Annotated in this window: 12 protein-coding genes; 3 read left to right on the top strand and 9 right to left on the bottom strand. The window is 50.1% G+C overall.

Annotation, left to right across the window (positions count from 1 at the left end; genetic code table 11):
- Positions 1–98: 98 nt before the first annotated feature.
- A complete protein-coding gene (locus AD663_RS09875) occupies positions 99–968 on the bottom strand; it encodes an NmrA/HSCARG family protein (protein WP_053213634.1) in 870 nt (289 codons plus the stop codon).
- 171 nt (positions 969–1,139) lie between these two features.
- On the opposite strand from AD663_RS09875, the gene AD663_RS09870 reads away from it, so the two are divergent.
- A complete protein-coding gene (locus AD663_RS09870) occupies positions 1,140–2,015 on the top strand; it encodes a LysR family transcriptional regulator (protein ID WP_053213633.1) in 876 nt (291 codons plus the stop codon).
- 44 nt (positions 2,016–2,059) lie between these two features.
- Here AD663_RS09870 and AD663_RS09865 read toward each other — a convergent pair whose 3' ends face one another.
- Positions 2,060–2,746: a hydrolase gene (locus AD663_RS09865; RefSeq protein ID WP_053213632.1), complete on the bottom strand. Its 687-nt coding sequence runs from the start codon at positions 2,744–2,746 to the stop codon at positions 2,060–2,062.
- Positions 2,747–3,018: 272 nt separating this feature from the next.
- Here AD663_RS09865 and AD663_RS09860 point away from each other — a divergent pair, with 272 nt between their 5' ends.
- Positions 3,019–3,480: a RidA family protein gene (locus AD663_RS09860; protein ID WP_003180304.1), complete on the top strand. Its 462-nt coding sequence runs from the start codon at positions 3,019–3,021 to the stop codon at positions 3,478–3,480.
- On the opposite strand, the gene AD663_RS09855 is transcribed toward AD663_RS09860, so the two are convergent.
- Complete coding sequence (locus AD663_RS09855) at positions 3,477–4,478, bottom strand: LysR family transcriptional regulator (protein WP_003180301.1); 1,002 nt, start codon at positions 4,476–4,478, stop codon at positions 3,477–3,479. The genes AD663_RS09860 and AD663_RS09855 overlap by 4 nt on opposite strands.
- A gap of 492 nt (positions 4,479–4,970) precedes the next feature.
- Between AD663_RS09855 and AD663_RS09850 the strand changes: the two genes are divergently transcribed.
- Positions 4,971–5,243 (top strand): hypothetical protein, encoded by a 273-nt coding sequence (locus AD663_RS09850; RefSeq protein WP_003180299.1) that lies wholly within the window; start codon positions 4,971–4,973, stop codon positions 5,241–5,243.
- Positions 5,244–5,878: 635 nt separating this feature from the next.
- Here AD663_RS09850 and AD663_RS09845 read toward each other — a convergent pair.
- From AD663_RS09845 to blsG, 6 genes are all read right to left on the bottom strand, one after another.
- Positions 5,879–7,228 (bottom strand): KamA family radical SAM protein, encoded by a 1,350-nt coding sequence (locus AD663_RS09845; protein WP_172680594.1) that lies wholly within the window; start codon positions 7,226–7,228, stop codon positions 5,879–5,881.
- A gap of 225 nt (positions 7,229–7,453) precedes the next feature.
- Complete coding sequence (locus AD663_RS09840) at positions 7,454–8,560, bottom strand: pyridoxal phosphate-dependent aminotransferase (protein WP_160167766.1); 1,107 nt, start codon at positions 8,558–8,560, stop codon at positions 7,454–7,456.
- Between the two features lie 39 nt (positions 8,561–8,599).
- Positions 8,600–9,388 carry an aspartyl/asparaginyl beta-hydroxylase domain-containing protein gene (locus AD663_RS29065; protein WP_160167765.1) on the bottom strand — a complete coding sequence of 263 codons (789 nt, stop codon included), beginning with the start codon at positions 9,386–9,388 and terminating at the stop codon, positions 8,600–8,602.
- Positions 9,389–9,825: 437 nt separating this feature from the next.
- The gene (locus tag AD663_RS09830; RefSeq protein ID WP_003180292.1) at positions 9,826–11,226 is read right to left on the bottom strand and encodes an MATE family efflux transporter; all 1,401 of its coding nucleotides are present in this window, start codon (positions 11,224–11,226) and stop codon (positions 9,826–9,828) included.
- Entirely contained in the window at positions 11,204–12,016 is an 813-nt protein-coding gene (locus tag AD663_RS28895) for a hypothetical protein (RefSeq protein WP_003180290.1), read from the bottom strand. The genes AD663_RS09830 and AD663_RS28895 overlap by 23 nt, the downstream gene beginning before the upstream one ends.
- 104 nt (positions 12,017–12,120) lie before the next feature.
- On the bottom strand, positions 12,121–13,233 hold the full coding sequence (gene blsG / locus AD663_RS09820; RefSeq protein WP_003180288.1) for an arginine 2,3-aminomutase: 1,113 nt from the start codon (positions 13,231–13,233) through the stop codon (positions 12,121–12,123).
- Positions 13,234–13,237 lie beyond the last annotated feature (4 nt).

Raw genomic sequence — 13,237 nt, 5'->3', positions numbered from 1 at the left:
CGGATGCTTTTGTGGCGAGGGCGCTTGCTCCCGCGGGGCTGCGAAGCGGCCCCCCCAAAGACCGCTCGATCAGCCTGATGTACCGGACCGCCAGGTTTTCAACCCTCGGCAACAGCCTCGCGCACGAAGTCTTCATAGCTGCGCAGCGGGTGTCCGATAAGGGTCTGGAGCCGTTCCACTGCCCCTTGCGCCGCTTGCATGCCGAACGTCTGGATCCCCGACATCATCAAGCGCATGTCATAGGCCAGCCAAGTCGGGCCGTACGAAGCCAGTTGCCCCTCGAACGCGGCGACGTCATCACCAGCGTAGGCGATCTCGCGCCCCAGGGCTGCGCTCCAGGTCTTCGCCACCGAGGCACCGGTCAGCGCGTGCGGCCCAACCAGCTCCAGCGTCACACGCTCCAGCGCGGATGGGGCCTTGTCGCGGCGCAGCAACTCGGCAACGGCGACGTCGGCGATGTCACGCGCATCGATCATCGAGACGCCAGCCGAGCCGATGGGCATCGGGTACACCGAGTAGTTCTGAATCGTCTGCTGGACCATGCGATCGTTTTGCATGAAGTAAGCCGGGCGCAGGATGGTCACAGGCATGTCGAGGCTCTCGATCATGCGCTCGACCGTATGCTTGCCGGTGAAGTGCGGGACATTGGTGAACTTGTCGGCATGAATCACCGACAGGTAGACGATGCGCTCGATGCCCGCCTCGCGAGCGAGGTTCAGCGCGATGAGGGCTTGGGTGACCTCGTCCGGCGTCACTGCATTGAGCAGGAACAGCGTACGCACCGACGACAGCGCAGCGCGCAGCGAGGCCACATCGGTCAAGTCGCCGACCACTTCGGTGACGCCCGCCGGGAAGGCCCGCTTACCGGCCTGGCGGACCAGGGCCTTGACCTTGGCGCCTGCATCAGCAAGGCCTTGGGTGACGAGTGAACCAATAGTGCCCGTGGCGCCAATAACGAGAATGCTCATGTTTGAAACTCCTGCATCGAATAAATGGGATGGATCAACGTGGAAGTCCGCAACGGCCTTGCCAGTGCGTGAGATGGCATACCGAGCTGCGATGCCGAGACAATATTCCGTTGCACTTACAAAACGAAGACCACAAAATCCAGACACCTCGTTTCAAAAACGGAACACCCCATGAACCTCAACGCCCTGATCGATTTCATCCTCGTCGCCACCAATGAGGGGCTGGGAAAGGCCAGCCGTGCGAGCGGCATTTCCAAGGCCACCCTGTCGCGCCGCATTGCCGATCTCGAAGAACAACTGGGCGTGAGGCTGATCGAACGCAGCGCGCGCGGTTTGAAACTCACCGAAGCCGGCGAGCTGTTGATGTCTCGAACGGAGGGCCCGCTGAGCGAGGTCACCGAAGCCATGACGGCGGCCCGCGAAGGCGTTTCGACGCCGCGTGGTCGCTTGCGAGTCGCGGCGCCGGTGCTGTTTTCCCAACTCGCGATGGGCCGTATCGGCGCCGAATTTTGCGCGGCCTACCCGCAAGTTGAAATTGAAGTGGTGGCGGAAGATCGCCTGGTGGATCTCGTCGAGGAACAGTTCGACATCGCCATTCGCATCAGCCCCAGCCCGGACAGCAATCTGGTCGGCCGGTGCTTCGCCAAGGATCGACTGGTCGTCGTCGCTGCGCCTGAAATAGCCAAGCCGATGCCCGGCGCAATCAGACCGGTTGCCAGCATCGTGACGTCGAGTTTCCAGCCCACCCAATGGAGCCTCGATGGCGGGCAGCTGGTCTTGGAGCCGGTCCCGAAAATGCGATTCTCTTCACTGCTGATGGTCCGCGATGCGGCTATCGCCGGCGGCGGTGTTGCCCTCATTCCACAGTCGATTGCCTGGAACCATCTTGCCCGTGGCGAACTGGTTCAGTGGGGCACGGTGTCAGGCATCGAGCCAGCGCTTTGGGTTTTGCACACGTCCAGGCGCCTTGCTGCGCCGAAGGTTCGCGCGTTTGTCGACTTCATTTGCGCTAAATATCCGGACATGTCGCTGGTTCTGAGGGGATAGGCTCATTCGCCCAGAGCCCCTGCAGAATGTGGCTGTTCCTGAACTCAGATAGGTGCCGCAATCGGCGCCAGGGTCGGACCGTGTTCAACGCGCTCAGGCGCCTTGTGCACCATGGTGTAGGCGTAGTCGACACCCATGCCATAGGCGCCGGAGTGTTCCTTGACCAGGTTCATGACCGCATCGTAGGTATCGCGATTCTTCCAGTCACGCTGCCACTCCAGAAGCACCTGCTGCCAGGTGACCGGCACCACGCCGGCCTGGATCATGCGCTGCATGGCGTAGTCGTGGGCATCCTTCGTGGTGCCACCTGAAGCATCGGCGACCATGTAGATCTCGTACCCGGCATCGTGCATCGCGCTGAGTGCGAAGGTGGTGTTGCACACCTCGGTCCACAGGCCCGAGACGATGATCTTGTTGCGGCCGTTCTTCTTCAGCGCATCGCGTACCTTCTGGTCGTCCCAGGAGTTCATCGAGGTGCGCTCCAGCAGCGGAGCATCAGGGATTACGGCGAGCAGCTCGGGGTACGTGTGGCCGGAGAAGCTTTCGGTTTCCACCGTGGTGATGGTGGTCGGCACGTTGAAGATCTTGGCCGCCTTGGCGAGACCCACAGTGTTGTTCTTCAGCGTTTGCCGGTCGATGCTCTGTACGCCAAAGGCCATTTGCGGCTGTTGGTCGATGAAGATCACTTGGCTGTTCAGAGGTGTCAGCACTTCGTTTTTTGGATTGTTCATTGTGGTTCCCTTTAAATGAGTGATGGTTGGTGTGCGGATCGCGACGGCGACATCAGTTTCGTTTTCGTCATGGAGGCCGCAGCGCTTTACACAAGGGGCTGCGGCCCGGACTGGAAACAAGTTAACCGATAGCCAGCATCTTTTGGGGCGCATTAATGCGCTTTCATGGGCGCAAAAATGCGCTCTTTTGCACGCTTCCCCAGTGCTAGCCTTTGCCTTCCAACCACACGAATTGCCGTTTCGAGCGATCCGTCACGCACCAGGAGAATGCAATGGCAGCCTCACAACCGTTCAATAACAAAACCGCTTACTGGGGTGTTCCATGGGAACAGAGCTATGGCTATCCGCAGGCAAGGCAAGTGGGAAACGAGATTTATGTATCCGGCCAGTTCAGCCACGATGAAGACGGCAACCTGGTAGCCCCAGCGCCGCTGGACAGCGAGGGCAAACCCAGCGATTTCTCCTCGATGGGCGAACAGATGCGCACGTCCTACGACAACATCTCCAAGTTGCTGGCGCTCTATGGCGCAACACTTCAAGACGTCGTTGAAGAAACGCTTTATGTATTGGATATGGACGCGGCCTTTGCCGTGGTGGGCAATATTCGCAAGGCCGCCTATGACGCTGAACGCCCCCAGTGCGCCAGCAACATCATCGGCGTGTCGAGACTGGCCCAGCGTTCGCAGCTGATTGAAATCGTCTGCAAGGCAGTGATCGGTGCACGAGCCGACTAAGCCACACTCCCGGTTTCGATTAGCGCGGCCGGGAGCGCTCGCTGCCCTTCGATCAAGGATTTCTGGTCCGCGACGGCCGCTGCGCAAAACGTCATGAACGCTTTGACTCGCCATGACTTGCGGATGTCCTGGTGGGTCAGCAACCAAAGCTCGTCCTGAAGCTCTGGCATCACCGGCCCCACGCGCATCAACCCCGGCGTGATATCGCCCACCATGCACGGCAGAAACCCAACACCCAGTCCCGCCGCGATTGCCACACTCGCTGCGGCGACCGAATCGGTGCGATACGAAATGCAGCTGGCATCGACTCGGCTGTCGACGTAGCTCGTTGCCTTGAGACCGCTCAACGCTGCGGAGTAAGACACCCACGCCTGACCTTGCGCGAAAGGGTCGCAAGTCGATGCACTTTTGCTGCTGCCATAGGGCGCCCAAGCGATGGTCGCCAGTTTGCGCCCCACCAGGCTTTCCGCTGGTTTGCTGGTCGCTCTCACCGCGATGTCTGATTCGTCCCGGGCCAGGCTCAATGTCTGGTTGCCCACCAGAACCTCTATCGCTATCCCTTCGTTAAGGGTCTTGAAGTCGGCGATGATGGGAGTGAGAAAGTACAGCAGCAACGAGTCGCTGGTCGTGATGCGAAGTTTCCCGAGCAGCCCCTGGCCCGAGCGCGAAACACGCCGCGCGACGCTGACGATATCGAGCTCGACGCGCTCCGCCAGCGCCCGCAACTCCGCACCTTCCGCCGTGAGCATGTACCCAGAGCGACGGTGATCAAACAGAGCCACCCCGAGCGTTTTCTCAACCTGAGCCACTCGACGCGATACGGTGGACACGTTGATGCCCAGCTTCTTGGCCGTGGCGGCGCGATTGCCGCATTCACTCAGGGATTTGATGATGCGCAAATCGTCCCAGGACAGCTGGTTCACAGCTTCGCTCAGATCCCACTTGACGCCACCCTGCACAGCCGGGCCTGTTGAAGCACTTTTAGGTGACGATTTCACGCCGCTGCATCCAGTTGAAGTGTTGGGGGATCATACGAAAAAAGCGTCGGGAGGACCAAGGTGATGCTCAACACGGGAGGTGGGTCGTTAGCGCGGCCAAGGCAAAGGCCTGTTGCCTTTTGCGGAAGCCAGCCCGATCAGAATGTTCCTACGCAAGCTGAAACCGTCGGTTCGTTTCCATGGCGAAGTCTCTCGATTCCTACGAAACACTCGGAAGCCGTCACCTAGTCCGCGTTGGGTGTTCGAACCTATAGTCGTTCCCGTCGCTCGGAAGGGTGACCAGGTTTGGCGACCTGGGAATTGGGTGCAAAAGTACTGCTTTTTTTGCGGAGGCTTGGCACACTTGCACGGCTGCCTGTTATGGCAGTTGTGCGTGGGAGACCTTGGGGTCTGCCGGTTCCAATCCCGGTTCGCCAACCTGCGTACAACTGCCACCCGATTGTTTGGCGACGATTGGGTTATTCGAGTCCTCGTTAGATTGGAGTTTCAAACATGGAAAGATACGTCCCCATCACCGGCATCGACTGCACCCCCGCTTCCCTCCTCATCGATACCCAAGCCCCGCTTGACGTCCTGCACGCAACCGCTGATTACCGCATTCGCGTGGTGACGCAGGTATTGGAAAACATCGCGTTTCGCTCCGAGACCGCCAGCGACACGGTGGTGCTTTCGGATTTCGCACAGCTGTTGGTGATTCCGTTGCGCGATGGATGTGATTTGCTGGAGGTGATTGGTCGGCGGCTTCAGGCGCAGGTTGAGGGCTGATGGAGTGACGGGCGCCTGAAAGCGCCCGTTTTTGCTTGTTTGGTAGAGCGGAGTTCCGCAGGCCAATTGCACTGCATGTGCTGAGTCTTACCCAGCATCTACGCGTGATTTTCGCCCCCAGTTTTGAGGCCGTGGCTTAATAAACTGGCGTCTGCGGGCGTTCACTATGGACTGCTTTCGGCCGATTCTGTTGAAAAAGTCGGCCATGGTTGCCACGGCAGAAAAGTACGCGCCTGAGGTTGAAATCTTAACTTTGGGCAGAGGCTTCCAAGCTCAGATTTCACGTAGCAGCGTGCAAAAAAGGCGTTTTCACCGTCCAATATTCAGGCCATTTGGGCGAACCGACTTTTTCAACAGAATCGGCCAGAAGCAGCCATTCGAACGCTTCGCCCAAAAAGGGGCGAATCTTGGCAATTCCCCTCTGCGAGTCTCCCGGTTCCCTTAAAGCCCTGAAACAGGTCTTTTTTGATTCGATACAGGTCTATTAGGGGCTGCAGCATACTAAATGCACAGTTGATCTCGCTTCCTTCGGTTATGAAACGCGGATCCATGAAAACTGGGCACAGGGTATTGAGTGAGAGCACATTTTCTCAGCCTGGTAGTTTGATCATCAGCGGCAAGGCTGGAAAAACGGGTTAAGAAACTTCCTCCTCGAAAAAGAAGGCAGTCTCCCCGAAAGCCGGTTTTAGTTGATCGAACCACGTAGCATCGGGATCAAATCGTGCGAAGAATGGTCTTTGCACCCAATCCGGGTTTCGTGCTTGGATAAAGCGTAAAACAAACACCTTTTCTCCTCTAATTTCAGCTACACCGCAGACCTCAACTTTCCCCGGATCTGCGCTCATCGAAGGTCCTCTGGCGGTCCTAGCAATACCTGAGACTTGTTTGACAGCGTCTCGGTAAATTTCCCACGAACGTATAAGAGGCACTTCAAAATACCGGCGAGCCCCGGTATCACGTTCGATAAACATATAGTAAGGAATAATACCTAGTTCAACTTGCGTCTGCCAGAGTCGCGCCCAGACATCAGCAGAGTCATTAATATGAGCCAGCAACGGGCCCTGACTACGTATTTGAGCACCTGTTTTTCGAACACGACGAATAGCCTCTCGAGCAATTGCAGGCTCAAGTTCCGCCCAATGATTATAATGAGCCATTAAAGCTAAGTGTTTCCCATGCATGCTAATCTTCCTAAATAGATCAAGAAGTTCACCTGCGTCGCTATCAGTCACAAACCGCTGAGGCCAGAAAGAAAGCGCTTTCGTACCAATTCGGATAGTGTGGATGTGCTCGAACTCAGGAGTCAAAAGAGGTTCTAGATAAGCACGTAGATTGCTTGTCTTCATAACCAGCGGATCTCCACCAGTGATTAAAACATCAGTCACTTGAGGGTTGGCCCGCAGGTAATCCAACAGCTGGGTGTTTTCCTTAGCAGCAATTTTGAGCGATTGGTCTCCAGTGAACTGGGCCCAACGGAAACAAAAAGTACAGTAGCTATGGCAAATCTGACCAGCGCTTGGGAAAAAAAGCACAGTTTCACGATATTTGTGCTGGACACCAGTTACCGTCACGCCAGACAGTGAAGGGATGTTACGCTCAAGCTGTCCCGCTGGATGAGGGTTCAGTCTAGCTCTAACCTGTTTTATCGCAACCTCACACGTTGAACGTTCGGAACTCCTTAAAAGTAAAGATGACACTAGATCAAAAGACTCTTTATCCAGCATATCCTTCTGGGGGAAGGTAAGTTGGTATATAGGGTCGTTGGGAATATTGTCCCAATCGATCAAATTCTTTATAACATATTCATTGACCCGAAATGGCAAGACGCTTGCCACAACCTTCATCTCCCAAATAGTCTGGCTGTCTAATTTAGCAAGCTGAGAAATGTCGTCAATTTGTTTCAAGGTATAAACCTTGAAACGTTCAACCTCTGATTTGTTTGTGAAGTCATCAACACTCACCGCTAGATTTTCTATAGAATGCATAATTAGTAGCCAATAAGATTCTTTAATGGAATATAGGAAATGATAAAATATGGAACTGTCTTGACCTAAAATTAATGCGTGATCACATATAATATCTGATGACGCAATGGCATCTTAGGCATATAAACTTAACCAAACCTCAACAAGGTTAGCGTGGGCTAACCAAGAAAGCGCAACCTCCAATTGACAAATTTTTCCACACTATTAACACTTGCCGCATGAAAATCAGCGACGGTGGACAAAATCTACAATTCTCCCACAAGCCTCTTTAATTTCAACTTCATTAACGGAAGCAATTGATATTCGGATATGGTCCTTCATACCGTAAGAAGAGCCCGGCGTGGTAGAAACAGATTTTACGTTTAGGAGATCGTCTACAAATTGAGCGTCCGAATCCCAAGTAGCACCCAATACGCGGGAAATATTAGGAAATAGGAAAAATCCACCCTGCGGCATTACAATATCAAACGTAGTGCTTAACAATTGATGGCAGTAATAGGCTCGGCGTTGCAACTCATCAACACGCGTTTTAAGAATATTTTTAGGCAAAGCTGTTGCTGCCAGGGCACCGTGCTGAGCAAATGTACAAGCATTATCCGTCATAACGCCCTGAAGCGTGGAGCAGCGATTGATAATATTTCTATCCGCGAACATATAGCCTATTCTAAAACCAGACATGGAGAACAGTTTTGAAAACGTACGTGTAACCACCAGCAGGCTAGTATCCACCATAAGATCCAGAGGACTAACATGTTCACCGCTACCAAAAACGATGCCTTCGTAGGCTTCGTCGGAAATTAGTAAAAATCCAAACTCTTGAGATAAGAGCACCAACTCTAGAATTTCTTGTCGACTTAGAACCGAGCCAGTGGGGTTGTGCGGCGAGTTAACGATCAACGCCCTAGTTTTGCTAGTGACCAACTTACGAATTTCAGCTATGTCGATACGCTTAGTGCCCATTTCATAATCGACGGCAATGCCCTCGTTAAGCTCTATGTAAGATCTATAAGCGGGCCAGCATGGGTTCGGAATAAGAACCTCGTCACCTTTGGCTAATATGCATTTCATCAACATAAACAAAGCCTGACTCGAGCCATTAGAGACTAAAATCTCGGCTGGGTCGTACAACTTACTATGCATGTGAAAACACTTCTCGATCAAAGAGCTTTTTAAAGACTCTATGCCGGTAAGATCACAATAGCCAGTATGTCCATTCGTTAAGGCGTTAATCGTTGCGCGAGAAATTTCCTGCGGAACTTTAAGATTGAACTCACCATCGTGCATCTGAATTAAGTCGCCCACTTGAGGACTTTTACTTAAGACCTGCGACAACTTCTGACTCGGGCTTAACATAATTTTAACCAACTGTAATTATTTTAGATGTCGCAGCATCTGCCGCGAGTAGACTTCAGTGAAAAAAGCTTTTGCCGACGGTCCCAGATCCTGGGGCCAGAAATCAAACATTAGATTTACACGAGTACATTTACTATAGTTCCAAGACTCATGTTGAAAAGTCGTATCAATGATTACTATGTCACCAGTTCTCCAACTAACGATCTCTTCCCCGACTCTCAGCCCAGACAAACCATCGTCAGAACAAACTATAGGTAGATGTAACGTCAGCATAGGATAAACATAATCTAGATGCGGTTCGATATGACCGCCAGGCTCTAGGCTTGAAAGCACAACCTCTCTGATAGTCGCACCTGGCACAATATCCTCAACAAAGCGAATAGTATTTGGTACAAGGTCAGCGTATACAACAACTTTTTGACCACCTTTATAAAGTGGAATTGATTTCCACAAAGGGTCGCCATGAAAGGGATATTTTTCTTGCGTGTTCTTATATTTATCATAGAGCTGGATTAATTCCTGCGTCATCTCGGCGAGTAGAGTATCAACGCCTGAGAGAAAGCTGAAATCGTCTTTAGACCAAAGAGGCTTTCTTGGTCCAAACAACGACTTAAACCCATTGATATTTATATTCGTAGCATAAGGTACAGGCGAAACATGCTTAGATAGGCCGCTGGATAGGCGGTTGGATAGGCGGCTAGGTAATGATGATTTACTCTCATAACATTCCAATTCTATTAGATCAAGGACACACTCACGTGTTTTATCATCGATATCGCCAAGTTCATCTAATACATCGCGCCACAATGTGACGACCGGCTCCCGCCACTTTAGAGCAGACCTGCAGGCAATCACTACAGTCGCATATAGCCGGATTATGAGGTAAATGAGTAATACCTGGCTCGCTCCTAAAAGTCCAAATCCCAATAATTCGGTTCTGTAATATAGACCCGCCACTAAAGTAAAAATAGAGAGAGGAACAAACCAACACAAGCAGCTACTATAGCGTCGCACGGCAGAGTAAGGTACGACGATATTAAGGATATCGAATTGGGAACGAATAATCGGCCAGGAGCTGACGGAATATAGAAGAAAAAATAGCAAACAGCAGTAGGAAACAGAATATATCGACAAGAGATCGATCGGAACAGCCAGAATAAGAGATACATATAACAATAAGCAAGCTATCACGGATATACTGTGTTTCAGTATATAATTTATGCCTCGAATGCCGTATAGGTTTCTCATGTCGCAACCTGCGCCGAAGGCTCGTATTGAATCCATCTAAATAAAAGTAGAGAGAACAGCGCTAAAAGTCCGAGCGCTAAGCCACACCATATACCAGCTGCTCCTAGGTCAGTATAAAATGCAAGTAATAGAGCTAGCGGCAGCCCCACTAGCCAAAAACAAATGATTGAGAGCAGCATCGGAATAACAGTCTTTTTCAGACCCCTAAATATACCGAGCAGGACCATTTGACTACCATCAAAGAAATGGAAGATTCCTAAGATGCTGACAAAGAGGCTAGATAGCATGATGAGTTCGTCATTTACACCGTCATCGCGAGCAACAAATAACTGAACGATATCATTAGAAAAAATAATCAGAATAGAAGATGTCACAGTGAGCACTATCCAGCTGAGCCATAGAGCACTCCATCCTGTGTCACTAGTCCGCCGCGAATACAAACCTAAAGGTGAGCAAAGGCTTATTCTTGTGGTAGATGCTTGCGAAATACCATTAGGTATTGTAAATACAACTTGAAGAACTTGCATTGCGATACCATGAGCAGCCAATGCAACGACTCCAAATTTACCCACTACAATTGTAAGGATGAAGAAAAACAGCGTGTCGTTTGCTTGAGTTAAAGAGACCGGAATACCGTTTTTTAAAATAGGCAACATCAACCGCCATCTCACTACCATTAATTTTATGCAGTGCCGACGCTCCCTAAACTGCGGATTCATTAAACCGAATGTGATCAGCAACATACAAAGCAGAACGTTTGTTAGAGTCGTGGCTATACCTGCACCGAACAAACCCAAGGGGGGTATCCACAAAAACCCAAATATTAGAATCAGGTGCGCAACGAAGTTAAAGACCGACGCTATAATAATTGCGATAACTGCATATCGCGCGGACCCCATTATAGATAAAACATTTCTGAGGTGTACAAATAAAATCGCTGGTCCAATGCTCCACATCAGGCTACTCATATATCTCTGGGCCTCGAGAGACAAAAGAATATCCTGGCCGAAAAAAACTAATATTTCTTTCGTAAAATAGAGTATTGATAAGCATATTAAAAACGCAGCTGCTATGAGCTGAACGCAACTGGTTGATACAGATATATATTGTTCCTCTTTTTCCTTAGAGCCCAACGCATCAGTTATAAATGGGATTGTAGAGACTAGCAATCCGGAAAATAATAAGAACAGGAGATAGTAGAGGCCCTGTGCCAAAGTCGACGCAGCTAACGCCTCTGTACTAATCCATCCAGCCATTATTACGTCCGTAGTAGCAATAATCACATGCGCGATATTGCCAAATACGAAGGCAAGCGAGAGCCGGAAACTCTCGCGCATCTCAGATGTATATCTACGGGAAAGCCTCACGGCACGATTATATATCAGTGATGATGTCAAGACTGTACTCCCGATCTAGGTGCTTAGATATATCCTTGGAAATCTGTACTCTTTTTAGCCATCGATCCGTTCCATCGTACCTTGGTGTAAATTCCGGCCTGCCGTGAGCGCACTTGTAGTTGTTGATAAATAAAACCTGCGCTTCATTCATTGATAAGTTAAAGGTGGCTGACTCAACCAGCGCGATAAAATCCTTAAACACTAGTTCTTCACACTGAGACATTTTACTGTAGTCAACGTAGACCGGATCATAAATGAAGCTGTAACCTTCGGCTGGAGACTCTTGCAATACCGCCGTCTCTAGAGCTTTCGGCTTATATTCGATCGTGGATGGTCGGTCGGAAAGAATTGTATAACGATTCTCAGTTAACCTATGTTTGAGTGTTGCATCAATAGTTGAGAAGTCTGGGCAAGACAGCAAGTTAGGGATTTTATCGTCGTTTCTTACGCATAAAAATCCTAGCACATCTGCCCTATAGGCTAGAGCGGGGTCTTCCGTATGAAGTTCTAAATGCACAGAACCACTCCCCAACTGCTTATTTCTATCTTTGAATATGGGGAATATTTCTTGAATAAGATTACCGTTCTGCAGGTCGCTATAACCGAAGACATCACCAACATGCCTTGAAAGCTGAAGAAACAAATCATCGTAGTTTGAATGACAGTCGTCTTTCCAGTGTTTCGGCGTTGGACGCTGTTCATTGGCTTTAGGGAGGTCTAATACTATTATGTCGGACGAATAACTAAAGTCCTCTTTAAATTGAGCTACAACAGCTTCTGGCTTTAACATCGAGTAGTCTAATTTTGTAAGTATCATATCAACACCGAAGAAATGGTAAGTTAGGTAGCTTCAAAGCCACGAGGTGTAGTGAACCACTCACGCGTCAATTTAGCTCAAGAGATCTCAAGCGTTTTATGATCATAACCGAGCACAAACTTCTTTGAGCCTAGTTTATAAAAGTACTGGTTATTCAGAGGAATCTTTCCAAGCTTGGTGGTGTAAACATACTGTGGGACACTGAAACCAGTTTCATAACCGTGCAACTGTTCCATAATCTCAAGCCCTTTTTCAATCGACGTCCTAAAGTGCGACACGCCTTGAACATTGTCCGCGTGATAAAGATAATAAGGTCTTACCCTGCCTTTCACTAACATCCGGTTCAGCGTTCTAAGAGTTTCAACGTCGTCATTAACTCCACGCAACAGCACTGTCTGGTTTTGCACCGGTATCCCGTGGGAAAGGAGTTTATCTACCGCGCTTAAGGCCTCAGGAGTCACTTCTACGGGATGATTGAAATGAGTGCTAAACCAGATCGATCTGAATTCAGACAACATCTTACAAAAATCATCTGTTATCCGCTGCGGGAGAAAAACCGGATATCGTGAGCCAATTCGTACAAAATCGACGTGGGGGATTGCATTGAGCCTAGATATAATACTATGCAGAAGCTTATCTGAAAGAATTAGCGGGTCGCCTCCGGTGAGTAATACGTCGCTGATATTTTTGTTATTCGCGATGTACTCTATGTCTTGATCATATGAAGCGGGAAGTTCTTTGTTGTAATAAGTACCTGACTTATCAGTTGTATGAAATTTTCTAGTACAATGCCTACAGTAAACTGGACATGTATCCGAAACTAGGAATATGACCCGGTTTGGATATTTATGTACGACGCGCCTGGTTTTCATGTAAGCCATATCACCAACCGGATCTACTTCTTCCTGCTGATTGCTCTCTTCAACTTCTTTTGGGTGGGGTATGCTTTGCAGCCTAATCGGACAATTCTCATTGGTCTCATCCATCAGTGATGCATAATAGGGAGTAATCATCCACTTATACTGGCTCTCTGTTTGCTCAATCCCCCTCAACTCCGTTTCACTGAGATTCACCCAGGTTTCCAGCTGAGACTTGGTGCGGATGGCATTCTTCATCTGGAACTTGTAGTCACCCCATTGGTCGGAAGAAAGTAAATCCTGTTTACTCAGAGTGTCCTTTGCAATAATCATTTTA

It is taken from the genome of Pseudomonas sp. Q12-87 (assembly GCF_001269755.1).
Lineage (GTDB): Bacteria > Pseudomonadota > Gammaproteobacteria > Pseudomonadales > Pseudomonadaceae > Aquipseudomonas > Aquipseudomonas fluorescens_S.
Note: the sequence above shows the minus strand (reverse complement) of the source record. Positions and strands in the feature narration are given on the sequence as shown.

Excerpts from the sequence above, each read along its gene's own strand:
- AD663_RS09875 (WP_053213634.1), bottom strand. The coding sequence starts at position 968 with ATGAGCATTCTCGTTATTGGCGCCACGGGCACTATTGGTTCACTCGTC.
- AD663_RS09870 (WP_053213633.1), top strand. The coding sequence starts at position 1,140 with ATGAACCTCAACGCCCTGATCGATTTCATCCTCGTCGCCACCAATGAG.
- AD663_RS09865 (WP_053213632.1), bottom strand. The coding sequence starts at position 2,746 with ATGAACAATCCAAAAAACGAAGTGCTGACACCTCTGAACAGCCAAGTG.
- AD663_RS09860 (WP_003180304.1), top strand. The coding sequence starts at position 3,019 with ATGGCAGCCTCACAACCGTTCAATAACAAAACCGCTTACTGGGGTGTT.
- AD663_RS09850 (WP_003180299.1), top strand. The coding sequence starts at position 4,971 with ATGGAAAGATACGTCCCCATCACCGGCATCGACTGCACCCCCGCTTCC.
- AD663_RS09845 (WP_172680594.1), bottom strand. The coding sequence starts at position 7,228 with ATGCATTCTATAGAAAATCTAGCGGTGAGTGTTGATGACTTCACAAAC.
- AD663_RS28895 (WP_003180290.1), bottom strand. The coding sequence starts at position 12,016 with ATGTTAAAGCCAGAAGCTGTTGTAGCTCAATTTAAAGAGGACTTTAGT.
- blsG (WP_003180288.1), bottom strand. The coding sequence starts at position 13,233 with ATGATTATTGCAAAGGACACTCTGAGTAAACAGGATTTACTTTCTTCC.